The organism is Streptomyces ficellus, assembly GCF_009739905.1.
Lineage (GTDB): Bacteria > Actinomycetota > Actinomycetes > Streptomycetales > Streptomycetaceae > Streptomyces > Streptomyces ficellus_A.
In genome coordinates, this window is sequence record NZ_CP034279.1 from 6,050,747 (window position 1) to 6,071,592 (window position 20,846).

The following is a 20,846-nucleotide window of genomic DNA, read 5'->3' on the forward strand; positions in this document are numbered from 1 at the left end:
GGGCGGCGAACCGGAGAGGCCCTCCGTGAAGTGGCTCCCCGCGGCGTTGACAAAACATACGGCGGATTGCATAGTTATACCTGTCAGTGAATGCACCGTAAGGAGAAACCCGTGACCGAGCGCGTCGTACTCGCCTACTCGGGCGGACTGGACACCTCCGTCGCCATCGGCTGGATCGCCGAGGAGACGGGTGCCGAGGTCATCGCCGTCGCCGTGGACGTCGGCCAGGGCGGCGAGGACCTGGACGTCATCCGCAAGCGCGCGCTCGCCTGCGGTGCGGTCGAGGCGGAGGTCGCCGACGCCAAGGACGAGTTCGCCGACGAGTACTGCCTCCCGGCCATCAAGGCCAACGCCCTCTACATGGACCGCTACCCGCTGGTCTCGGCGCTCTCCCGGCCCGCGATCGTCAAGCACCTGGTGGCCGCCGCCAACAAGCACAACGCCTCGATCGTCGCCCACGGCTGCACCGGCAAGGGCAACGACCAGGTCCGCTTCGAGGCCGGCATCCAGGCCCTCGGCCCCGAGCTCAAGTGCATCGCCCCGGTCCGGGACTACGCCATGACCCGCGACAAGGCCATCGCCTTCGCCGAGAAGGCGGAGCTGCCGATCGCCACCACCAAGAAGTCGCCGTACTCCATCGACCAGAACGTCTTCGGGCGGGCCGTCGAGACCGGCTTCCTGGAGGACATCTGGAACGCGCCGATCGAGGACATCTACGAGTACACCTCCAACCCGGCCACGCCCCGCGAGGCCGACGAGGTCGTCATCACCTTCAAGGAGGGCGTCCCGGTCGCCATCGACGGCAAGCCCGTCACCGTCCTCCAGGCGATCCAGCAGCTCAACGACCGGGCCGGCGCCCAGGGCATCGGCCGGATCGACATGGTCGAGGACCGGCTCGTCGGCATCAAGTCCCGCGAGGTCTACGAGGCGCCCGGCGCGATCGCCCTGATCACCGCCCACCAGGAGCTGGAGAACGTCACCGTCGAGCGCGAGCTGGCCCGCTACAAGCGGCAGGTCGAGCAGCGCTGGGGCGAGCTGGTCTACGACGGCCTGTGGTTCTCGCCGCTCAAGCGGGCCCTGGACGGCTTCATCAACGAGGCCAACCAGCACGTCTCCGGCGACATCCGGATGACCCTGCACGGCGGCCGCGCCGTCGTCACCGGCCGGAAGTCCGACGAGTCGCTCTACGACTTCAACCTGGCGACGTACGACTCGGGCGACACCTTCGACCAGTCCAAGGCGCAGGGATTCATCGACATCTTCGCCCTGTCGTCGAAGATCGCCGCCAAGCGCGACCTGACCTGACTCGACCCCGGCCGACCGGCCCCGGCGTGACCTGACCCGCCCCCGGCTCGTTCGACCAGCCGCCTCCCCGTTCCCTCGGCGGGGAGGCGGCGGCACATCCACCCTCGTGAGGAGCAACCCGCAGTGAGCAGCAACAACGGTGACGTCCGGCTCTGGGGCGGTCGTTTCGCCGACGGTCCCGCGGAGGCGCTGGCCAAGCTGTCGGCGTCCGTGCACTTCGACTGGCGCCTCGCGCCGTACGACATCGCCGGCTCCCGCGCCCACGCGCGCGTGCTCCACAAGGCCGGGCTGCTCACCGAGGACGAACTGACGCGCATGCTGGCCGGCCTCGACCGGCTGGAGGCGGACGTCGCGGACGGCTCCTTCACCGGCACCATCGCCGACGAGGACGTCCACACCGCCCTGGAGCGCGGCCTGTTGGAGCGGCTCGGCCCCGACCTCGGCGGCAAGCTGCGGGCGGGCCGGTCCCGCAACGACCAGGTCGCCACCCTGTTCCGGATGTACCTGCGCGACCACGCCCGCATCATCGGCGGCCTCCTCGCCGACCTCCAGGACGCCCTGGTCGGCCTCGCCGACGCGCACCCCGACGTCGCCATGCCGGGCCGTACGCACCTCCAGCACGCCCAGCCGGTGCTCTTCGCCCACCACGTGCTCGCCCACGTGCAGTCCCTGTCCCGGGACGCGGAGCGGCTGCGCCAGTGGGACAAGCGGACGGCGGTCTCCCCGTACGGCTCCGGCGCCCTGGCCGGCTCGTCCCTCGGGCTCGACCCGGAGGCGGTCGCCAAGGACCTGGGCTTCGAGAACGGCAGCGCCGGCAACTCGATCGACGGCACGGCGTCGCGGGACTTCGTCGCCGAGTTCGCGTTCATCACCGCGATGATCGGCGTGAACCTCTCCCGGATCGCCGAGGAGGTCATCATCTGGAACACGAAGGAGTTCTCCTTCGTCACCCTCCACGACGCCTTCTCCACCGGCTCGTCGATCATGCCGCAGAAGAAGAACCCGGACATCGCGGAGCTGGCGCGCGGCAAGTCCGGCCGCCTGATCGGGAACCTCACCGGCCTCCTGGCCACCCTCAAGGCCCTCCCGCTCGCCTACAACCGCGACCTCCAGGAGGACAAGGAGCCGGTCTTCGACTCCTGCGACCAGCTGGAGGTCCTGCTGCCCGCCTTCACCGGCATGATGGCCACGCTCACCGTCAACCGGGAGCGCATGGAGGAGCTGGCCCCGGCCGGTTTCTCCCTCGCGACCGACATCGCGGAGTGGCTGGTCAAGCAGGGCGTGCCGTTCCGCGTGGCGCACGAGGTCGCCGGCGAGTGCGTCAAGGAGTGCGAGACACAGGGCATCGAGCTGGACCAGCTCACCGACGAGCAGTTCGCCAAGATCTCCGAGCACCTCACCCCCGAGGTCCGCACGGTGCTGAACGTCCCCGGCGCGCTCGCCTCCCGCAACGGCCGGGGCGGCACCGCCCCCTCCGCCGTCGCCGCCCAGCTCTCCGAGGTCAAGGCCGACCTGGTGATCCAGCGCGCCTGGGCCACCGCCAAGCGGTAGGACCCCCGCTCACAGCGCCGCCGCCCAGTCCGCGAGCGCGTCGAAGTCCGGCCGCGTCAGGCCGACGCGCTCGTCGACGTGCACCAACAGGGCGGCGGCGAGGTGTTCGGCCTCCACCATCTCGCGGTCGTACGCCGTGATGTCGTCGTCGACCCACGCGAACGGCCGCCCCGCCGCGTACTCGAGGATGTACTGCGTCTTCCAGAAGGTCCCGCGAGGGGCCTTTCCGTGCATCTGGGGCCAGTCGATGTACGGCAGTCCGGGCAGTCCCAGATGCGGCCCTATCCACTCGTTGGCCTCGCCCTTCCACGTGGTCGCCCAGACCAGGTCGTACAGGCGGGCGAGCGCCCGCAGCTCCTCGCCGTGCGCGGGATTGAGCCACACCCGCAGCGGCTTCCCGTCCGTCCAGCCCGTGGGGCGCATCCGGTGCGTGGTGTAGCCCGCCGGTCTTCGTTCCGCCTGGGCGGCGTACGGATTGAGCGGACCGTCCACGTCGAGCAGCAGCAGTGGCTTCATGCGGTTCAGCATCCCGATCACCCTCCGGTGAGTCGATCGAATTTCGAATGAGACATTGATGTCTCATGTGGGTTATGGTTGTCTCATGACAGTCGACCGTGAGCAGGTGCTGCGCACCGCCGCCGCCCTCCTCTCCCGGAAGGCGACCGCCACCATGGACGAGGTCGCCCGCGCCGCTGGCATCGGCCGCGCGACCCTGCACCGGCACTTCGCCGGGCGGGACGCGCTGGTCAGGGCGCTGGAGGCGTACGGCATCCAGGAATTCGAGGGGGCCATCGAGGCCGCCCGGCTCGACGACGGCACCGCCGAGGACGCGCTGCTCCGGCTCATCGCCGGACTGGAGCCGGTCGCCGGACTGCTCGCGTTCCTCGTCACCGAGAACCAGCTCTTCGAGGGCGACCAGGTCAACGAGGGCTGGGCCCGTCTCGACGCACGGGTCGCCGCGCTCTTCCGGCGCGGCCAGGAGCAGGGCGAGTTCCGGATCGACCTGACACCCGTCTGGCTCACCGAGGCGCTCTACGGCCTCATCGGCACCTGCGCCTGGGCCGTGCAGGACGGGCGGGTCGCCGCCAAGGACTTCCAGTACATGATCGCCGAGTTGCTGCTCGGTGGAGCACGCAGGAGCGTGGAGAAATGACCCGTACCGATCACCTCGAGAAGAACGAGGAGGTTCTGCGCAGCCCCGGCCGGTGGCTGGCCCTCGCCGTACTGGTCCTGGCCGTCCTGCTCGTGGCGGTCGACGCCACCGTACTCGGCCTGGCCACCCCGTTCCTCAGCGAGGACCTCCAGCCCACCGGCACCCAGCTGCTGTGGATCGGCGACGTCTACTCCTTCGTCATCGCCGGCCTGCTCGTCTCCATGGGCAGCCTCGGTGACCGCATCGGCCGCAAGAAGCTGCTGCTGACCGGAGCCACCGCCTTCGGCGCCGTCTCCGTGCTCAACGCCTACGCCACCAGTCCCGAGATGATGATCGTCGCCCGCGCGCTGCTCGGCGTCGCCGGCGCGACCCTGATGCCGTCCACCCTGGCGCTCATCCGCAACCTCTTCCACGACCCGCGCGAGCGCAGCCTCGCCATCGGCATCTGGGGCGCCATGGCCTCGGCCGGCGCGGCCGTCGGCCCCGTGGTCGGCGGGTTCCTGCTCGAACACTTCTGGTGGGGCTCGGTCTTCCTGATCAATCTGCCGGTGATGGCCGTCCTCGTCCTCGTCGGCGCCAAGTTCATCCCCGAGTCCAAGAACCCGGCCCCCGGCCCCTGGGACCTGCCCAGCGTCGCCCTCTCGCTCATCGGCATGATCGGCATCGTGTACGGGGTCAAGGAGGTCGCCGCGCACGGGCTGCACGTCGACATGGCCGTCGCCACCGTCATCGGCCTCGGCGCCCTGACCTCGTTCGTACGGCGTCAGCTACGGCTGGAGGCACCGCTGCTCGACATGCGGCTGTTCCACCACCGCGGCTTCTCCGGGGCGGTGCTCGCCGACCTGCTGACCATCCTGGGCCTGTCCGGACTGGTGTTCTTCCTCTCCCAGTTCCTCCAGCTCGTCCAGGGACGCGAACCCCTGGAGGCGGGTCTCGCGGAACTGCCCGCCGCGATCGGCGCGGTGACGGCCGGTCTGATCGCCGGCACCGTCGCCCGGCGGTTCTCGGTGCGGTCCGTGGTGTCGGGCGGCCTCGCCGCGGTGGGCCTCGCGCTCGCCGTGCTGACCCTGCTCGACCGGTCCTCCGGCTACCCGCTGCTCGGCGCGTCCCTGCTGGTCGTCGGCATCGGCGCGGGTTTCGCGTTCACGGTCACCGCCGACGTCATCCTGTCGAGCGTCCCGCGCGAACAGGCCGGCGCGGCCTCCGCGGTCTCGGAGACGGCCTACGAACTCGGCGCGGCGCTCGGCATCGCGCTCCTCGGCTCCATCGTGACCGGCGTCTACCGCGACTTCCCCACCCCGCCGGGCGTCCCCGCGGACACCTCCGCCGCGGCCCACGAATCCCTGGGCGGCGCGGTGGAAGCGTCGGCGGCCCTGCCGGACGCCACCGCCGGAGCCCTGGTCACCGCCGCACAGGACGCCTTCACCGAGGGCCTGCGCATCGCGGCCGGCGTCGGCGCCGTCGTCCTCCTGGCGACCGCGGTGGCTGCCTGGTTCCTGCTCCGGGGCCAGAAGCTGGAGGAAGGCGTCGAGCACCCGTAGGCAAAGGGCCGCACCCCACCAGGGGTGCGGCCCTCCTCCGTACGGTCCGCTACGCGGCCTTCGCCTTCGTGGCGTACATGTCCACGTACTCCTGCCCCGACAGCCGCATCACCTCGGCCATCACCGAGTCCGTCACCGCCCGCAGCACGTACCGGTCGCGGTCCATGCCCTCGTAGCGGGAGAACTCCATCGGCTCGCCGAACCGGACGGTCACCCGGCCCGGACGGGGGATACCCGCACCACCCGGCTGGAGCTTGTCCGTGCCGATCATCGCGAACGGCACCACCGGCGCACCCGTCATCAGCGTGAGGCGCGCGATCCCGGTACGGCCGCGGTACAGGCGGCCGTCGGGGGAGCGGGTGCCCTCCGGGTAGATGCCGAAGACGTTGCCCTCCTCCAGCACCCGGCGCCCCGTCATCAGCGCGGCCACACCACCGTTGGCGCCGTCCCGGTCCACCGGGATCATGCCGACGCCCGTGAAGAACCACGCCATGAGCCGGCCCTTGAGGCCCTTGCCCGTCACGTACTCGTCCTTGCCGATGAAGAAGACCTGGCGCTCGCACACGATCGGCAGGACGATCGAGTCGATGAACGTCAGATGGTTGCCCGCCAGGATGACCGGCCCGTCACCGGGGATGTTCCCGGCGCCCTCCACCCGGGGGCGGAACATCAGGCGCATGACCGGGCTGAGCACTGCCTTGATGAGCGCGAAGCGGGACAACGAGTCCTCCGTCGAAGTAGCTGACCACCTGTGTGACCAGTATGTGCAGGTGAGGACGATACTCGTGGGTCACACCCGCCCGCACGTCGGGTTCACCGAGTCGATACGCGGTGTTGACCCGTGTTTTCCACACGTTCGTTCGGGGTCTCCCGTACGTAAGGGACCGCTGCCTACGATCAGGCTTCGCTCGGCCATCCGGAAAAACGTTTCACGAAGGAGCCTCTCCATGACACAGGGCGCGCACAGGAGTCCCGGCCGGCGGACCGTACTGGGGGCGGCGGTCCTCGGCTCGGCCGCCCTCTCCGTGGGCGCGAGCAGCACCGCGGCGCAGGCCCACGGCGGTTCCGGCGCGTACCGGCGCCTTCCCGTCCCGACGGTCATCGCCCACCGCGGCGCCAGCGGCTACCGGCCCGAGCACACCCTCGGCTCCTACCAGCTCGCCCTCGACATGGGCGCCGACGTGATCGAGCAGGACCTGGTCCCCACGAAGGACGGTCACCTGGTCTGCCGCCACGAGAACGACATCACCGGAACGACCGACGTCGCCGACCACCCGGAGTTCGCCTCCCGGAAGACCACCAAGACGGTCGACGGCACCGCGCTGACCGGATGGTTCACCGAGGACTTCACCCTCGCCGAGCTGAAGACGCTCCGCGCGAAGGAGCGCATCCCCGGCACGCGCCAGGAGAACACCCTGTACGACGGCCGCTGGGCGGTGCCCACCTTCGAGGAGGTGCTGCGCTGGGCCCAGCAGGAGGGCCGCCGCCGGCGCCGCCCGATCTGGCTGTACGTCGAGACCAAGCACCCCACCTACTTCCGCAACCTCGGCCTCCCCCTGGAGGAGCCGCTGGCGAAGCTGCTGCGCCGGTACGGGCGGCACGGCGCGGACTCGCCCACCTTCCTCCAGTCGTTCGAGCCCACCAGCATGCGGCGCATGGCCAAGCTCGTCGCGACGCCCCGTGTCGTCCTCCTGTGGACGCCGGACGACCGCCCCTGGGACTTCCGCGAGTCCGGCGACCCCCGCACGGTCGCCGACCTGATCACGCCCGACGGCCTGAAGTGGATCGCGTCCTTCGCCCAGGGCATCGGCCCCCTCCTCGACCTCGTCATCCCCAAGGACAAGGACGGCACCCTGGGCAAGCCGACCACCCTGGTCCGCGACGCCCACGCCAAGGGCCTGGTCCTCCATCCGTACACGATGCGCAACGAGAACTCCTTCCTGCCCGCCGAGTTCCGCCGCGGCACGGACCCGGCGGCCTACGGCGACGTCTTCGGCGCGTACGAGGCGTACTTCGCGACCGGCATCGACGGCATCTTCACCGACCAGCCCGACACCGGCCTCCTGGCCGCAGAGGAATACCGCGGCCGCCACTGACCCGCGCCCCGCACCGGCAACGCACCCGGGGCGGGGCAGCGCCACCCCCCGCCCCGCACCGGCAACGCACCCCGGGCGGGGGCGCCACCCCCGTCCCGCAGTCGGCATCCGGCCCGGGGCGGGGCCGTGCAGGGTCGCCCCCGCAGGGGACCGGCGGCGTTACCGGGGCTCCCTATCCCGTGACCCGAGGCCGCCGGCCCCGAGGAGGTGAGCCCGGAGGGGCCACGCCCCACCCCCGCCGGGGCTCACCGCACCCCGACAGCACAGGGCCGGGCGTCAGCACCACGCCCCACCCCCACCGGGGCTCACCGCACCCAGACACCGCCCCGCGCCGAACCGAGCCGTCCCACCCACCGGGGCTCACCGCACCCCGGACACCACCGGGCGGGCGTCATCACCACGCCCCCACCCCCACCCGAAAGGGCGGTTTCGGCGAGCAGGGGCAACCACCCGACCGCCAAGCCGTGTCGTCGGCGACATGACGCCCCCCGTGAAGAAGACCGGCCACACCCTGCCCGAACCCCTCGGCACGCTCACCGCCCTGCTCGCGGCCGAGTCCGAGGCGGAGGCCGCAGCCGCCGGCATCGATGCGGCCGATCTCGAACAGGCCGTGTGGCTCAGGCTGCTGGAGCGGCTCGACGACGGCCCGGGCATGCCGCGTCACCCCGCCGACTGGCTGCGCCGCGCCGTCCGCGCCGAGGCCCGCCGCGCGAGGCGTACCGTCGTACGGGAGCTGCCCTACACCGCCCAGGAGCCGGTGTCGGACGCGGGGCCCGAGCGCGCGGAGCCCGAGCCCGCGGCGCTGGTCGCGGAACGGCGCCGGGCGCTGCGTACCGCCGTCGCCCGCACCCCGGTCCACTGCCGGCGGCTGCTCACTGCGATGTTGTCGCCGACTGACCCCACCTACCGCGAAATCGCAGGGGAGTTGGGTATCTCACAAGGCAGTTTGGGGCCGATGCGTTCCCGTTGCCTGGGATGCCTGCGCAGAATGCTCCCGGCAGAGGTTGCCGTTCCTGGTCATCGGGGAAGGGAGCGGTAGACCCACAGGGCGGACCAGGTGAGCCGGAGGCATGCAGACATGGGCATGAGCGTGACCATCTCAGCGGCAAGCGCGCAGGACGCCGAGCACATCCTCAAGTTGCAGTACCTGTGCTACCAGAGCGAGGCGGAGCTCTACGGCGACTACGGCATCGAGCCCCTCACCCAGTCGCTCGACGACCTGAAGGCGGAGCTGTACCGCGGCCACGCCCTCGTCGCCCGGCTCGGTGACGAGGTGATCGCCTCCGTACGCGGCGAGCTGGACGACTCCGGCACCGCCACCATCGGCAAGCTGATCGTCCACCCGCGGCTGCGCCGCCACGGGCTGGGCGGCCGTCTGCTGGACGCCATCGAGAAGCACTTCGCCGGCGAGGGGGCACCCGCGGCCAAGCGCTTCCAGCTGTTCACCGGCCACCGCAGCGAGAGCAATCTGCGCCTCTACCGCAAGAAGGGGTACGAAACGGTCGCCACCCGCCAGGCGGGCCCGCGCCTGAGGCTCGTCACGCTGGAGAAGGCCGCCTGAGGCGTCCGCCGCGCGGACGGGCCCACCCGTCAGTGGCCCCCGCGCGGGCCTTACGCCGCGGTGGGCCGCCGGGAGTTGCGCAGCCACATGATGCCGGTCACCGGCAGCAGCACCGGGATGAAGACGTACCCGTAGCCGTAGTCCGACCAGACGGTGGCGTCGGGGAAGGCGCCGGGGTCGGCCAGGGTCCAGGTTCCCACGGTCAGTACGCCCACGAGCTCGGCGGCGCAGCACACCAGCGCCGCCCTGCGGGCGGTCTCCCCGCCCCGCACCAGGGTGTACGTGATGAAGACGTACACGACCGCGGCCAGCGCGGAGAGCGTGTACGCCAGCGGCGCCCGGCCGAACTCGGTGGCGATCTGGAGCACCGACCGCGACACGGCGCCGACCGACATGACCCCGTACAGCCACACCAGCAGCATGCCCGGCCCTTTGGCCAGCCCACGCCCCCGCGAGGGGCCGCCCTGCCGTCCCGCCGCCGCACCGGACCGTTCCGCCGCCATGTCACGCCGTCCAGATGTCATGGAGCCGCACTTCCAGCACCGCCAGCACCAGCGCGCCGGCCGCGACGGTCGCCGAACCCCAACGGGTGCGTTCCGCGAGCGACAGGAAGCCCGCGGCGGGTACCGCGAACAGGGCGCCGATCAGGTAGGCGAGGAAGATCGCCGTTCCCTCGTCGGCCTCCTCGCCCCGCGCCAGCCGCACGATCCCGACGACCAGCTGGGCCAGCGCCAGGACCGACACGACGGCCATGGCGATGAAGTGCCAGTCCTTCGTCGGCTGGTCCCGGTACGCGGCGAAGCCGCACCAGGCGGCGAGGGCGAGCGCGGCCACGGAGACCGCGACCGTCAGGGCGACAAGCATGCGCCCGAGACTATTACGGGCCAAAAGACCCGGTGCGACCGGCCCCGGGCGGCGCACGGCACCCCGTGCGGGCGAGGGTGGTCTTGACCACAGCACCCGCCGTGGCGCCCGCCCCGGCCGCCCCTCCACCCACCCGCCCGGGCCACCCCCGCCGTCCGCGTCCGCGCAGGCGAGAAGGGGTGCGCAAGCAGTCGGCGGCCTCCGGCGCACCACTCGGACCTGTCCGGATGGCGTACACAAGACGTCCGCTATTCGGACAACCGTCCGGGCCCGCTCGGGAGGTCTGCTTTACTGGCCCGCATGACCACGACGAGCAGCCGCACCCTTGCGACCGAGGCGATGATGACGCCCGGTGCTCGTTGTATGTGTCGAATGTGCGCCTTCTGAGGGCCCCCGCCTGAGCCTCGCGCCCCGAAGCGAGACCCGACTGCCCTGCCCTGTTCCGGACGAGACCGGACGGAACGGGCCGCCCCGCGCACGTGCCTCCCCGGCCACCCGCCGAACAGCCGTGCCGCGCGTCGGAACGACGAATGCCCCGTGCCCGGCGGACACCGCGCCGCGCACTCGACAGTGACGGAAACCCTGTGATCACCACCAAGGGCCTGACCAAGGTCTACGAGTCGCGAGGCCGCCAGGTCACCGCTCTGGACGGCGTCGACCTGCATGTCCGCGAAGGCGAGGTCTTCGGCGTCATCGGACAGAGCGGCGCCGGCAAGTCCTCGCTCATCCGCTGCGTCAACCTCCTGGAGCGTCCCACCTCCGGCACCGTGACGGTGGACGGCACCGACCTCACGGCGCTCGCCGGCCGCGGGCGCCGCGCCGGGAAGGACCTGCGCCGCGCGCGCAGCCGCATCGGCATGGTCTTCCAGCACTTCAACCTGCTGTCCTCGCGGACCGTCAAGGACAACATCGAGCTGCCGCTGGAGATCCTCGGCGTCTCCGGCGCCGAACGTTCCCGCCGCGCCCTGGAGCTCCTCGACCTGGTCGGCCTCGCCGACAAGGCCAAGGCGTACCCCGGCCAGCTCTCCGGCGGCCAGAAGCAACGCGTCGGCATCGCCCGGGCGCTGGCCGGCAACCCGAAGGTACTGCTCTCGGACGAGGCGACCAGCGCCCTGGACCCGGAGACCACCCGGTCCATCCTCCAGCTGCTGCGCGACCTGAACCGGCAGCTCGGCCTGACCGTCCTGCTCATCACCCACGAGATGGACGTCGTCAAGCAGATCTGCGACTCCGCCGCCCTGATGCGGAACGGCCGGGTCGTCGAGTCGGGCACCCTCCCCGAACTGCTCGCCACCCCCGGCTCCGAGCTCGCCGGCGAGCTGTTCCCGGTGACCGGCGAGGCCACCGGCGCCGACCGCACGGTCATCGACGTCACGTTCCACGGCGAGGCGGCGACGCAGCCGGTGATCTCCCAGCTCTCCCGTACGTACAACATCGACATCTCGATCCTCGGCGCCGCCATGGACACCGTCGGTGGCCGGCAGATCGGCCGCATGCGCATCGAGCTGCCCGGCCGGTACGAGGAGAACGTCGTCCCCGTGGGCTTCCTGCGCGAGCAGGGCCTCCAGGTCGACGTCATCGACGAGGAACCGCACGTGCCCGCGCAGGGCCTGGTCAAGGAGATCGCGAAGTGACCTGGGAAGAGATGCGGCCCCTGCTGGAGCAGGGCACCATCGACACGCTCTACATGGTGCTGTGGTCCACGCTCGTCACCCTCGCCGGCGGCCTGCCGCTGGGCGTCCTCCTGGTCCTGACCGACAAGGGCGGCCTGCTCCAGAACCGGCCGGTCAACAAGGTCATCGGGGTGATCGTGAACATCGGCCGCTCGCTGCCGTTCATCATCCTGCTGGTGGCCCTGATCCCGGTCACCACTCTCGTGGTCGGCACCTTCATCGGGCCGACCGCGATGATCGTGCCGCTGTCCATCGGGGCCATCCCGTTCTTCGCGCGTCTCGTCGAGACCGCGATCCGCGAGGTCGACCACGGACTCGTCGAGGCCGTCCAGTCCATGGGCGGAGGCATCCCGACGATCGTCGGGAAGGTGCTGCTCCCGCAGGCCCTGCCGTCGCTGATCGCCGCCCTCACCACCACCGTGATCACGCTGATCAGCTACTCGGCCCTGGCCGGCGCGGTCGGCGGCGAGGGCCTGGGCTCCAAGGTCATCACCTATGGCTACCAGCGCTTCGAGACCAACTTCATGCTGATCACCGTGGTGCTGCTGATCGTCATCGTCACGGTCATCCAGCTCATCGGCGACCTGGCCGTACGGCTCCTCGCCCGCCGGGGCCGCACCGCTTCCTGACCTCCTCCGGAGAAACAGCCCGCACTCCTTGTCCGGGCGCAGTCCGCACCACCAGAAAGAGGCACTTTTCGTGCGTAAGAACAGCAAGAACCTCAAGCTCACCGGCGCCTTCGCCGCCGTCACGGCCCTCGCCCTCGGCCTCACCGCCTGCGGCACCGCCTCCGACCCGGGTGCCTCCAAGGGCGGCAAGGCCGACGAGTCGCAGCCGCTCGTGGTGGCCGCGTCCCCCACGCCGCACGCCGACATCCTGACGTACGTCAAGGACAACCTCGCCGACAAGGCCGGCCTGAAGCTGGAGGTGAAGGAGTTCACGGACTACGTCCTGCCGAACAAGGCCACCCAGAGCGGCCAGGTCGACGCCAACTACTTCCAGCACAAGCCGTACCTCGACGACTTCAACAAAAAGAACGGCACCACCATCGTGCCGGTCGTCGACGTGCACCTGGAGCCCCTCGGCCTCTACTCCAAGAAGCTGAAGTCTCTGGCGGACCTCAAGCCCGGCAAGACCGTCGCCGTCCCCAACGACACCACCAACGGCGGCCGCGCGCTCAAGCTGCTCGCCGACAACGGGCTGATCACTCTGAAGGACGGCGTCGGCGCGAACGGCAAGCTGTCCGACATCAAGGACAAGAAGGGCCTTGAGTTCAAGGAGCTGGAGGCCGCCACCGTGCCCCGCGCCCTGAACGACGTCGACGCCGCCGTCATCAACGGCAACTACGCCATCGAGGCCAAGCTCAGCCCCTCCAAGGACGCCCTGGCCGTGGAGAAGGCCGCGGGCAACCCGTACGCCAACTTCCTCGCCGTCAAGAAGGGCAACGAGAAGGACGCGCGCGTGCAGAAGCTCGTGAAGCTCCTCAACTCGCCCGAGGTGAAGAAGTACATCGAGGACACCTACAAGGACGGCTCCATCGTCCCCGCGTTCGGCGCGGCCAAGTAGCCCTCACCACACGGTCCAGGCCCCGCGTACCCCGTCCGGTGCGCGGGGCCTCCGCCGTACCGGCGCACCACCATGTCGATACGTCGACGTATCGACGTATCCGTACCGACGAATCCGTATCGACCCGGCCATGCGCACAACCGGCTGCATGTTGCATGCTGTGCGTTCACGGCCTTCAACGGACGGTCTTCGGCATGGAGCTGCGCATGACTACCACCTTTCCGGACATCTCCATCAGCACGGAACGGTTGGTGCTGCGCCCCTACGAGGAATCCGACATCCCCGCGCACATCGAGATGATGAACGACGAGATGGTCGTCGCCTGGACCTCCGCGCCCCACCCCTACACCGCCGCCGACGCCGAGGAATGGGTGCGCAGGATCGCTCCTGCGGAACGCACCGAAGGCCGGGGCGTCGTCCTCGCCGTCACCGAATTCCTCACCCAGCGCCTCGTCGGCACCATCCACCTCAAGAACACCGACTGGCGCACCCGCGCCACCGAAGTCGCTTACGTCACCGCCCCCTGGGCCCGGGGCGAGGGCTACGCCACCGAATCCGTCCTCGCCACCGCCCAGTGGCTCTTCCGCCGGCAGCGCTTCGAGCGGCTCGAACTGCGCACCGCGGCCGACAACACCGCCTCCCAGCAGGTCGCCCAGAAGATCGGCTGCATCAGCGAGGGCGTCCTGCGCAACGCCTGGATAGCGCGCAGCCGCACGGAGGACGGCGGCTGGACCGACATCCGGACCGACCTGATCGTCTGGAGCCTGCTCCCCGAGGACTTCGACAGCAGCGCCGACCAGCACGACGACTTCGGCCACTCCTCGTTCACCGAGTGGAACTGACACCCGGTACGCTCACCAGCACTCCACCGCACCTCCACTCGACGCCCCCACCTCCACCCCACGCCCCCACACTCCACGCCCCCACCAACACCGCAGGAGACACACGACGATGGCCGACCGGGTCACGGTGATCGGCTGGGACGGTTCGCCCCTCACCTCGGCCGCCAGGTCCGCCCTCTCCGCCGCCACCCTCGTGGCCGGAGCCGGCCACCACCTGGCGCTCCCGGAGATCCCGCCCGCGGCCGAACGCGTCCGCCTCGGCAGCGTCGACCTCGCCGCCCGCCGCATCGCCGGCCACCGCGGCACGGCCGTGGTGCTCGCCGACGGCGACCCCGGCTTCTTCGGCGTCGTACGCACCCTGCGCGCACCCCAGTACGGCCTCGAGGTCGAAGTGGTGCCCGCCGTCTCCTCCGTCGCCGCCGCCTTCGCCCGCGCCGGCATGCCGTGGGACGACGCCCACGTCGTCGTCGCCCACAGCCGCACGCTGCGCCGCGCCGTCAACGTCTGCCGCGCCCACCCCAAGGTCGCCGTCCTCACCTCCCCGGGCGCGGGCCCCACCGAACTCGCCCTGCTCCTCGACGGCGTCCACCGCACCTTCGTCATCTGCGAGGAACTCGGCACCGAGCGCGAACAGGTCACCGTCCTCACCTCCGACAAGGTCGCCGACCACGCCTGGCGCGACCCCAACGTCGTCATCGTCATCGGTGGCGCCGCCGCCACGCAGGGCGGCGGCTGGCTCATGGGCCGCGACCCCGGAGCGGTACGCGGCTGGGGGCTGCCCGACCACGCCTACGGCGGCGACCTGCGCACCGGCGAGTCGGCCGGCCTGCGCGCGGCCCAGCTCGCGCGCCTCGGCCCGCGCACCGGCGACCTCGTCTGGGACATCGGCTGCGGCGCCGGGGCGCTCGCCGTGGAGGCGGCCCGCTTCGGCGCGGCCGTGATCGCGGTCGACGAGGACCCGGCCGCGTGCGCCCGCACCGAGGCCGCCGCACGCCACTCCGGCGTACAGATCCAGACCGTCGCCGGCCGGGCCCCGCACGTCCTGGAGCGGTTGCCCGAACCCGACGTCGTCCGCGTCGGCGGCGGGGGAGCGGCCGTCGTCGCCGCCTGCGCGGACCGCCGCCCCGAACGGATCGTCGCGCACGCCACCACCCGCGACGAGGCGGAGGCCATCGGCGCGGTGCTCACGGACGGCGGGTACGCGGTCGAATGCGCGCTCCTCCAGTCCGTCGACCTCGACCCCGGCGCCTGGACGGAACGCGACCGCACGGTCGTCTTCCTGCTGTCCGGGCACAGGTCCGCGCCCTCCCCGTGACCATGTCACTACGGGACGGAAGGTAGGCTGGCCGATCGTTGTACGGCAGCCGGGCGACCCACCTTTGGTTCGTCAATGTCCGGAAAAAGGGACCGCTTTGGGTCCCCGTCCGGGCCCCCGCTGTGGTACGGCGTTACCGGGGGGTTGCGCAACGTGGCGCAGTCCACAGCCGACGGTGGCGGATCCCGCTGCCACGGCGGCAGAAGGCCGCGACAATACGTGATGTCCGCGTGCCGTTCGTGCCGCGCGGCGCGCACGCTCGTTGTTGTTGGCGGGCGACGGTCTGAAGGAGCACAACCGATGGGCGAGGGGTACGCATGACTGACACCGGCCAGGTCCCGGGCGAGGGGCAGCCGGAGAACGCAGGCATGGTGGAGCAGCCGGGCGTCCCCGCCCCGGGCGCCTACACCTTCCTCGACCCCTCCGAGAACACCGCCGAGGACGACGACCTGCTGCTGATGCCGGGGTCCCAGGGCGCGTGGGGCGAGCCGCCCGCCGCCCCGGCGCCCGCACCCGCCCCCATGCCGATGCCCCAGCCGGTTCCCGCCGCGGTGGACCCGGTGGGCGCGGCGGTCATCGCCGAGCAGCAGGCCCAGCTCCAGGAGGCCCAGGCGCTCCACCAGGCGCAGCAGCCCGTCTACGAGCTGGCCGCCGCCGCGTACGAGCAGGCCGCCCCGGTGGCACCGGCGGCCCACGAGCCGCTCGCCCACGGGGACGCCGTGCACGAGCCGGTTGCCCACGAGCCCGCCGTCCACGAGCCCGTCATGCCGGAGCCGGCAGTCCACGAGCCCGCGCCCGCGCACGACGCCCACGAGGCCGGCGCGCACGAGGCCGGTGGCCGTGACTCCGGCTCGGTCGACCTGACCGGCGTACGGATGCCGGAGCCGGCCCCGGCTCCCGAACCCGCCCAGGCCCAGCCGCAGATCCCCGCACCGGCCGCCGCTCCCGCCCCGGCGCGGCGCCCGCTCCACATGGGCCCGCCCGTCCCGGACGCCTCGGGCGGGGTCGTCCGCTCGCTCGCCGACCGTGGGCCCGCGAACCCCGGTCCGATGGCGCCCGGTCCCATGACGCCCGGTCCGGCGACATCCGGCGGCCTGGAGTACCTGGACGTGCCGCGCGACGAGCCGGTGTCCGCGCTGCCGGGCCCGCAGTTCGGCGAGCTGCCGCCCCAGAGCGCCGAGCCGTGGTCCCCGCAGCCACAGCCGTCCCAGACGTCGTTCCCCGCCCCAGCAGAAACGGTCGTTCCGGAGCAGGCACCCGCGCCGGCCGGGCAGTTCGTACCGGTCGAGGGTTCCGTCCCGACCGCCCCCCACCTCGCCCCGACACCGCCCCCCGCGCCCGAACAGGCCGCGGAGCAGGCCGCGCCGCTGCCCGAGCCCGAGCCCGTGGCCGTCACGCCCGAGCCCGCCCCGGACGTCGCCGTGACCGTCCCGGCCCCCCGCGACGGCGGCGCCCCCGCCCCCGCCGCCGAGCCGGTGGCGGGGGCCCCCGAGCAGGTCGCCCCGGAACCGGTGGCCGAACAGCCGGAACCGGCGCCCGCGGAGCCCGTGGCCGCAGAGCCCGCGCCCGCGGAGGTGTCCGCCCCCGAGGCGCCCGCCCCCGACGCGGCGGTTGCCGAGCCCGCGGTGCAGCCCGCCGAGCCGCAGGCGCCCGCGGCCGAGCCCGTGGCCGCCGAAGCGCCCGAAGCCGTCGCCGAGGCCCCGGCCGAGCAGCACCAGGCCGCCCCCGAGCCGTCGGTCCCGGCCGAGCAGCCGACGCCCGAGCAGCCCGTGGCCGCCGAGTCGCCCGCTCCGGAGCCCGCCGAGCCCGCGCAGCCCGACGCGCTGCTCGTCGACCAGCCGCCCGCCGCGCCGCAGCAGACCGCGACCGACGAGCCGGTGGCGTCCCCGCAGCCGGTCGCTCCCGAGCAGCCGACGGCCGCCGCCGATTCCGCGACGCCAACGCCCGCCGCGGCGGACGTTCCCGACGCCACCGAACCGGTCGCCACCGAGCCGGTCGCCACCGAGCCGGTCGCCACCGAGCCGGTCGTCATCGAGCCGGCCGCCGCCGAACAGCCCGAAGCCCCGCAGCAGCCTGAGGCCCCCGCCCAAACCAACGACGACCCCGCCCCGGCCGCCGAGCCGGTGGAGGCGGACCAGGGGGCACCGGCCCCCGGGTACGACGACGTCGAGCGCGAGGCCGTGCTCCGGGTGATGCGCGAGCGCCGGGACATCCGTAACGGCTTCCGCAGCGACCCGATCCCGCACGAGGTCCTCCTCCGCGTCCTCGAGGCGGCCCACACGGCGCCGTCCGTCGGCCACTCGCAGCCCTGGGACTTCGTCGTCATCCGCTCCGCCGAGACCCGGCGCTCGATGCATGAGCTGGCCCAGCGCCAGCGCGAGGCGTACGCCAAGTCGCTGCCGAAGGGCCGGGCCAAGCAGTTCAAGGAACTGAAGATCGAGGCCATCCTCGACACCCCGGTGAACATCGTCGTCACGGCCGACCCGACCCGGGGCGGACGTCACACCCTCGGCCGGCACACCCAGCCGCAGATGGCGCCGTACTCCTCGGCCCTCGCCGTCGAGAACCTGTGGCTCGCCGCCCGCGCGGAGGGCCTCGGCGTCGGCTGGGTCAGCTTCTTCGACGAGCGGGAGATGGTCCGCGCCCTCGGCCTGCCCGAGCACCTCGAAGTGGTCGCGTACCTCTGCGTCGGGTACGTCGACGAGTTCCCGGAGGAGCCGGAGCTGATGCAGGCGGGCTGGTCCAAGCGCCGCCCGCTGTCGTGGGTCGTCCACGAGGAGACGTACGGCCGCCGCGCGCTGCCCGGCGAAGAGCCGCACGACCTGCTCCAGGAGACCGTCGCCAACATCCGCCCCCTGGACGCCAAGGCGCTCGGCGAGGCGTGGGAGCGGCAGAAGCGGATGACCAAGCCGGCCGGGGCGCTCGGCATGCTGGAGATCATCTCCGCCCAGCTGTCCGGTCTGTCCCGGATGTGTCCGCCGCCCATCCCGGAGCCCGCGGCCGTCGCGATCTTCGCGGGCGACCACGGGGTGCACGCCCAGGGCGTCACGGCCTGGCCCCAGGAGGTGACGGCCCAGATGGTCGCCAACTTCCTGGGCGGCGGCGCGGTGTGCAACGCGTTCGCCAACCAGGTGGGCGCCGAGGTCTGCGTCATCGACGTGGGCGTCGCCGGCGACCTGCCCGCCACGCCCGGCCTCCTGCCGCGCAAGGTGCGCCCCGGCACCGCCGACTTCACCACCGGTCCCGCCCTCAGCCGCGAGGACGTCCTCGCCGCGGTCGAGGTCGGCATCGAGACGGCCCGCGACCTGGTCGCCGCAGGCAACAAGGCGCTGCTGACCGGCGAGATGGGCATCGCCAACACCACCACCTCCGCCGCCCTGATCTCGGTCTACACCGACGCCGACGCGGCGGAGGTCACCGGCCGCGGCACGGGCATCAACGACGAGATGCACGCGCGCAAGGTGGACGTCGTCCGTCGCGCGCTGGAGCTGCACCGGCCGGACCCGGCCGACCCCATCGGTGTCCTGGCGGCCGTCGGCGGCCTGGAGCACGCCGCGCTCGTCGGCCTCATCCTCGGCGGCGCCTCGCTGCGCACCCCGGTCGTCCTCGACGGCGTCAGCGCGGGAGCGGCGGCCCTCGTCGCCCGTGCCATCGCCCCCGAGGCGCTGGCCGCCTGCATCGCGGGCCACCGCAGCGCCGAACCGGGCCACCTGGCCGCCCTCAACAAGCTGGGCCTGCGTCCCCTCGTGGACCTGGACCTCCGCCTGGGCGAGGGCACCGGCGCGCTGCTGGCCCTGCCGGTGATCCAGAGCGCGGCCCGCGCGATGCACGAGGTGGCGACGTTCGACTCGGCGGGCGTCACGGAGAAGTAGGCCCCCGAGCCCACCCGCCCTCGCCCTCCCGCCCCCGTGCGCGGTCGTCTCCGCGCACGGGCAGGGGGCGGGGACCTCCGGGACCCGGCCCGGCCGACCCGGCCGGAGGGCACCGCCCCGGACGCCCGCGCGCGCCGCACCGTATCGTGGGGTCGCCGGCACTCCCTCGCCGCGCCGTACCCGCGACACCCCGTCCCACCAGCCGCTCCACCGTCGCAGCGGCCCCGCACACCGCACCACCGCCTCGCCGAGGAGCCGCACCGCCATGGCCGAGAACGCCGAGCACCCCGCCTACCCCGTCGGACTGCGCCTGACCGGGCGCCGCGTCGTCGTCATCGGCGGCGGCCAGGTCGCCCAGCGCCGCCTCCCCGCCCTCATCGCGGCCGGCGCCGACATCACCCTGGTCTCCCCGTCCGCGACGCCGTCCGTCGAGGCCATGGCTGAGGCCGGTGAGATCACCTGGATCAGGCGCCGGTACGAGGACGGAGACCTGACGGACGCCTGGTACGCCCTGATCGCCGCCACCGACCCGGAGGCCAACGCCCGCGCGTCCGCCGAGGCCGAACGCACCCGCACCTGGTGCGTACGCTCCGACGACGCCGGCGCCGCCACCGCCTGGACCCCCGCGACCGGCCGCAGCGAAGGCGTCACCGTCGCCGTGCTCACCGGCCACGACCCGCGCCGCTCCGCCGCCGTGCGGGACGCCATCGTCGAGGGGCTGCGCGACGGCTCGATCGCAGCGCCGCACCACCGCTCCCGCAGCCCGTTCGTCGCACTGGTCGGCGGCGGCCCCGGCGACCCCGACCTGATCACCGTGCGCGGACGCCGGCTGCTCGCCGAGGCGGACGTCGTCATCGCCGACCGGCTCGGCCCCCGTGACCTCCTCGACGAACTGCCGCCGCACGTCGAGGTGATCGACGCCGCGAAGATCCCGTACGGCCGGTTCATGGCCCAGGAAGCCATCAACAACGCCCTCATCGAGCACGCCAAGGCCGGCAAGTCCGTGGTCCGCCTCAAGGGCGGCGACCCGTTCGTCTTCGGCCGCGGCATGGAGGAGGCCCAGGCGCTCGCCGAGGCGGGCATCGCCTGCACGGTCGTACCCGGTATCTCCAGCTCGATCAGCGTTCCCGGCGCGGCCGGCATCCCCGTCACCCACCGGGGCGTGGCCCACGAGTTCACCGTGGTCAGCGGCCACGTCGCCCCCGACGACCCGCGCTCGCTCGTCGACTGGGGGTCCCTCGCCAAACTGACCGGCACCCTCGTCGTCCTCATGGGCGTCGACAAGATCGGCGCGATCGCCGAGGCCCTGGTGGCGCACGGCAAGGCCCCCGACACGCCCCTGGCGCTGATCCAGGAGGGCACCACCGCCTCGCAGCGGCGCGTGGACGCGACGCTCGCGACCGTCGCCGACCGCGTCCGGGCGGAGGACGTACGCCCGCCCGCCGTGATCGTCATCGGGCCCGTCGTCGCCGAAGGCCCGCACAAGAGCACCGCGTGACCCAGACCC

Annotated in this window: 18 protein-coding genes; 14 read left to right on the forward strand and 4 right to left on the reverse strand. The window is 72.5% G+C overall.

What is annotated here, in order from left to right; translation table 11 throughout:
* Window positions 1-111: 111 nt before the first annotated feature.
* Together EIZ62_RS27125 and argH are read left to right on the forward strand one after the other, a co-directional pair.
* Window positions 112-1,305 carry an argininosuccinate synthase gene (locus EIZ62_RS27125; protein ID WP_156695300.1) on the forward strand — a complete coding sequence of 398 codons (1,194 nt, stop codon included), beginning with the start codon at window positions 112-114 and terminating at the stop codon, window positions 1,303-1,305.
* A 123-nt stretch (window positions 1,306-1,428) separates the two neighbouring features.
* Window positions 1,429-2,856 (forward strand): argininosuccinate lyase, encoded by a 1,428-nt coding sequence (gene argH, locus EIZ62_RS27130; protein ID WP_156695301.1) that lies wholly within the window; start codon window positions 1,429-1,431, stop codon window positions 2,854-2,856.
* Between the two features lie 9 nt (window positions 2,857-2,865).
* Here argH and EIZ62_RS27135 read toward each other — a convergent pair whose 3' ends face one another.
* Window positions 2,866-3,372 carry an HAD domain-containing protein gene (locus EIZ62_RS27135; protein WP_156696623.1) on the reverse strand — a complete coding sequence of 169 codons (507 nt, stop codon included), beginning with the start codon at window positions 3,370-3,372 and terminating at the stop codon, window positions 2,866-2,868.
* An 85-nt stretch (window positions 3,373-3,457) separates the two neighbouring features.
* Here EIZ62_RS27135 and EIZ62_RS27140 point away from each other — a divergent pair, with 85 nt between their 5' ends.
* Together EIZ62_RS27140 and EIZ62_RS27145 are read left to right on the forward strand one after the other, a co-directional pair.
* Window positions 3,458-4,009 (forward strand): TetR/AcrR family transcriptional regulator, encoded by a 552-nt coding sequence (locus tag EIZ62_RS27140; RefSeq protein WP_156695302.1) that lies wholly within the window; start codon window positions 3,458-3,460, stop codon window positions 4,007-4,009.
* Complete coding sequence (locus EIZ62_RS27145) at window positions 4,006-5,550, forward strand: MFS transporter (protein WP_156695303.1); 1,545 nt, start codon at window positions 4,006-4,008, stop codon at window positions 5,548-5,550. Before EIZ62_RS27140 ends, EIZ62_RS27145 begins: the two co-directional genes overlap by 4 nt.
* 49 nt (window positions 5,551-5,599) lie before the next feature.
* On the opposite strand, the gene EIZ62_RS27150 is transcribed toward EIZ62_RS27145, so the two are convergent.
* Window positions 5,600-6,229, reverse strand: a complete 630-nt coding sequence (locus EIZ62_RS27150; RefSeq protein ID WP_156696624.1) for a lysophospholipid acyltransferase family protein — start codon at window positions 6,227-6,229, stop codon at window positions 5,600-5,602.
* Between the two features lie 268 nt (window positions 6,230-6,497).
* Here EIZ62_RS27150 and EIZ62_RS27155 point away from each other — a divergent pair, with 268 nt between their 5' ends.
* The 3 genes from EIZ62_RS27155 to EIZ62_RS27165 all read left to right on the forward strand — a co-directional run bounded on the left by EIZ62_RS27155 (window position 6,498) and on the right by EIZ62_RS27165 (window position 9,207).
* Window positions 6,498-7,646 (forward strand): glycerophosphodiester phosphodiesterase, encoded by a 1,149-nt coding sequence (locus EIZ62_RS27155; protein ID WP_156695304.1) that lies wholly within the window; start codon window positions 6,498-6,500, stop codon window positions 7,644-7,646.
* Window positions 7,647-8,124: 478 nt separating this feature from the next.
* A complete protein-coding gene (locus tag EIZ62_RS27160; RefSeq protein ID WP_156695305.1) occupies window positions 8,125-8,685 on the forward strand; it encodes an RNA polymerase sigma factor in 561 nt (186 codons plus the stop codon).
* Window positions 8,686-8,724: 39 nt separating this feature from the next.
* On the forward strand, window positions 8,725-9,207 hold the full coding sequence (locus tag EIZ62_RS27165) for a GNAT family N-acetyltransferase (RefSeq protein ID WP_156695306.1): 483 nt from the start codon (window positions 8,725-8,727) through the stop codon (window positions 9,205-9,207).
* Between the two features lie 50 nt (window positions 9,208-9,257).
* Here EIZ62_RS27165 and EIZ62_RS27170 read toward each other — a convergent pair whose 3' ends face one another.
* Complete coding sequence (locus EIZ62_RS27170; RefSeq protein WP_425281851.1) at window positions 9,258-9,731, reverse strand: hypothetical protein; 474 nt, start codon at window positions 9,729-9,731, stop codon at window positions 9,258-9,260.
* Window positions 9,712-10,071 (reverse strand): hypothetical protein, encoded by a 360-nt coding sequence (locus EIZ62_RS27175; protein ID WP_156695307.1) that lies wholly within the window; start codon window positions 10,069-10,071, stop codon window positions 9,712-9,714. The genes EIZ62_RS27170 and EIZ62_RS27175 overlap by 20 nt, the downstream gene beginning before the upstream one ends.
* 584 nt (window positions 10,072-10,655) lie before the next feature.
* Here EIZ62_RS27175 and EIZ62_RS27180 point away from each other — a divergent pair.
* The 7 genes from EIZ62_RS27180 (at window position 10,656) to cobA (ending at window position 20,837) form a co-directional block, all read left to right on the forward strand.
* Entirely contained in the window at window positions 10,656-11,705 is a 1,050-nt protein-coding gene (locus tag EIZ62_RS27180; RefSeq protein ID WP_156695308.1) for a methionine ABC transporter ATP-binding protein, read from the forward strand.
* Window positions 11,702-12,373, forward strand: a complete 672-nt coding sequence (locus EIZ62_RS27185; protein ID WP_156695309.1) for a methionine ABC transporter permease — start codon at window positions 11,702-11,704, stop codon at window positions 12,371-12,373. The genes EIZ62_RS27180 and EIZ62_RS27185 overlap by 4 nt, the downstream gene beginning before the upstream one ends.
* A gap of 70 nt (window positions 12,374-12,443) precedes the next feature.
* Complete coding sequence (locus EIZ62_RS27190; RefSeq protein ID WP_156695310.1) at window positions 12,444-13,310, forward strand: MetQ/NlpA family ABC transporter substrate-binding protein; 867 nt, start codon at window positions 12,444-12,446, stop codon at window positions 13,308-13,310.
* Window positions 13,311-13,465: 155 nt separating this feature from the next.
* A complete protein-coding gene (locus tag EIZ62_RS27195; protein WP_156695311.1) occupies window positions 13,466-14,152 on the forward strand; it encodes a GNAT family N-acetyltransferase in 687 nt (228 codons plus the stop codon).
* A 109-nt stretch (window positions 14,153-14,261) separates the two neighbouring features.
* Window positions 14,262-15,467: a precorrin-6y C5,15-methyltransferase (decarboxylating) subunit CbiE gene (cbiE, locus tag EIZ62_RS27200; protein ID WP_156695312.1), complete on the forward strand. Its 1,206-nt coding sequence runs from the start codon at window positions 14,262-14,264 to the stop codon at window positions 15,465-15,467.
* 317 nt (window positions 15,468-15,784) lie between these two features.
* On the forward strand, window positions 15,785-19,339 hold the full coding sequence (cobT, locus tag EIZ62_RS27205) for a nicotinate-nucleotide--dimethylbenzimidazole phosphoribosyltransferase (RefSeq protein ID WP_156695313.1): 3,555 nt from the start codon (window positions 15,785-15,787) through the stop codon (window positions 19,337-19,339).
* Between the two features lie 265 nt (window positions 19,340-19,604).
* Window positions 19,605-20,837: a uroporphyrinogen-III C-methyltransferase gene (gene cobA, locus EIZ62_RS27210; RefSeq protein ID WP_156695314.1), complete on the forward strand. Its 1,233-nt coding sequence runs from the start codon at window positions 19,605-19,607 to the stop codon at window positions 20,835-20,837.
* Window positions 20,838-20,846: the final 9 nt, after the last annotated feature.

Coding starts and splice junctions, on each gene's coding strand:
- EIZ62_RS27165 (WP_156695306.1), top strand. CDS start 8,725: ATGGGCATGAGCGTGACCATCTCAGCGGCAAGCGCGCAGGACGCCGAG.
- EIZ62_RS27135 (WP_156696623.1), bottom strand. CDS start 3,372: ATGAAGCCACTGCTGCTGCTCGACGTGGACGGTCCGCTCAATCCGTAC.
- cobA (WP_156695314.1), top strand. CDS start 19,605: ATGGCCGAGAACGCCGAGCACCCCGCCTACCCCGTCGGACTGCGCCTG.
- EIZ62_RS27175 (WP_156695307.1), bottom strand. CDS start 10,071: ATGCTTGTCGCCCTGACGGTCGCGGTCTCCGTGGCCGCGCTCGCCCTC.
- EIZ62_RS27170 (WP_425281851.1), bottom strand. CDS start 9,731: ATGACATCTGGACGGCGTGACATGGCGGCGGAACGGTCCGGTGCGGCG.
- EIZ62_RS27155 (WP_156695304.1), top strand. CDS start 6,498: ATGACACAGGGCGCGCACAGGAGTCCCGGCCGGCGGACCGTACTGGGG.
- cobT (WP_156695313.1), top strand. CDS start 15,785: ATGACTGACACCGGCCAGGTCCCGGGCGAGGGGCAGCCGGAGAACGCA.
- EIZ62_RS27145 (WP_156695303.1), top strand. CDS start 4,006: ATGACCCGTACCGATCACCTCGAGAAGAACGAGGAGGTTCTGCGCAGC.
- cbiE (WP_156695312.1), top strand. CDS start 14,262: ATGGCCGACCGGGTCACGGTGATCGGCTGGGACGGTTCGCCCCTCACC.
- EIZ62_RS27195 (WP_156695311.1), top strand. CDS start 13,466: ATGCTGTGCGTTCACGGCCTTCAACGGACGGTCTTCGGCATGGAGCTG.
- EIZ62_RS27160 (WP_156695305.1), top strand. CDS start 8,125: ATGACGCCCCCCGTGAAGAAGACCGGCCACACCCTGCCCGAACCCCTC.
- EIZ62_RS27140 (WP_156695302.1), top strand. CDS start 3,458: ATGACAGTCGACCGTGAGCAGGTGCTGCGCACCGCCGCCGCCCTCCTC.
- EIZ62_RS27150 (WP_156696624.1), bottom strand. CDS start 6,229: ATGCGCCTGATGTTCCGCCCCCGGGTGGAGGGCGCCGGGAACATCCCC.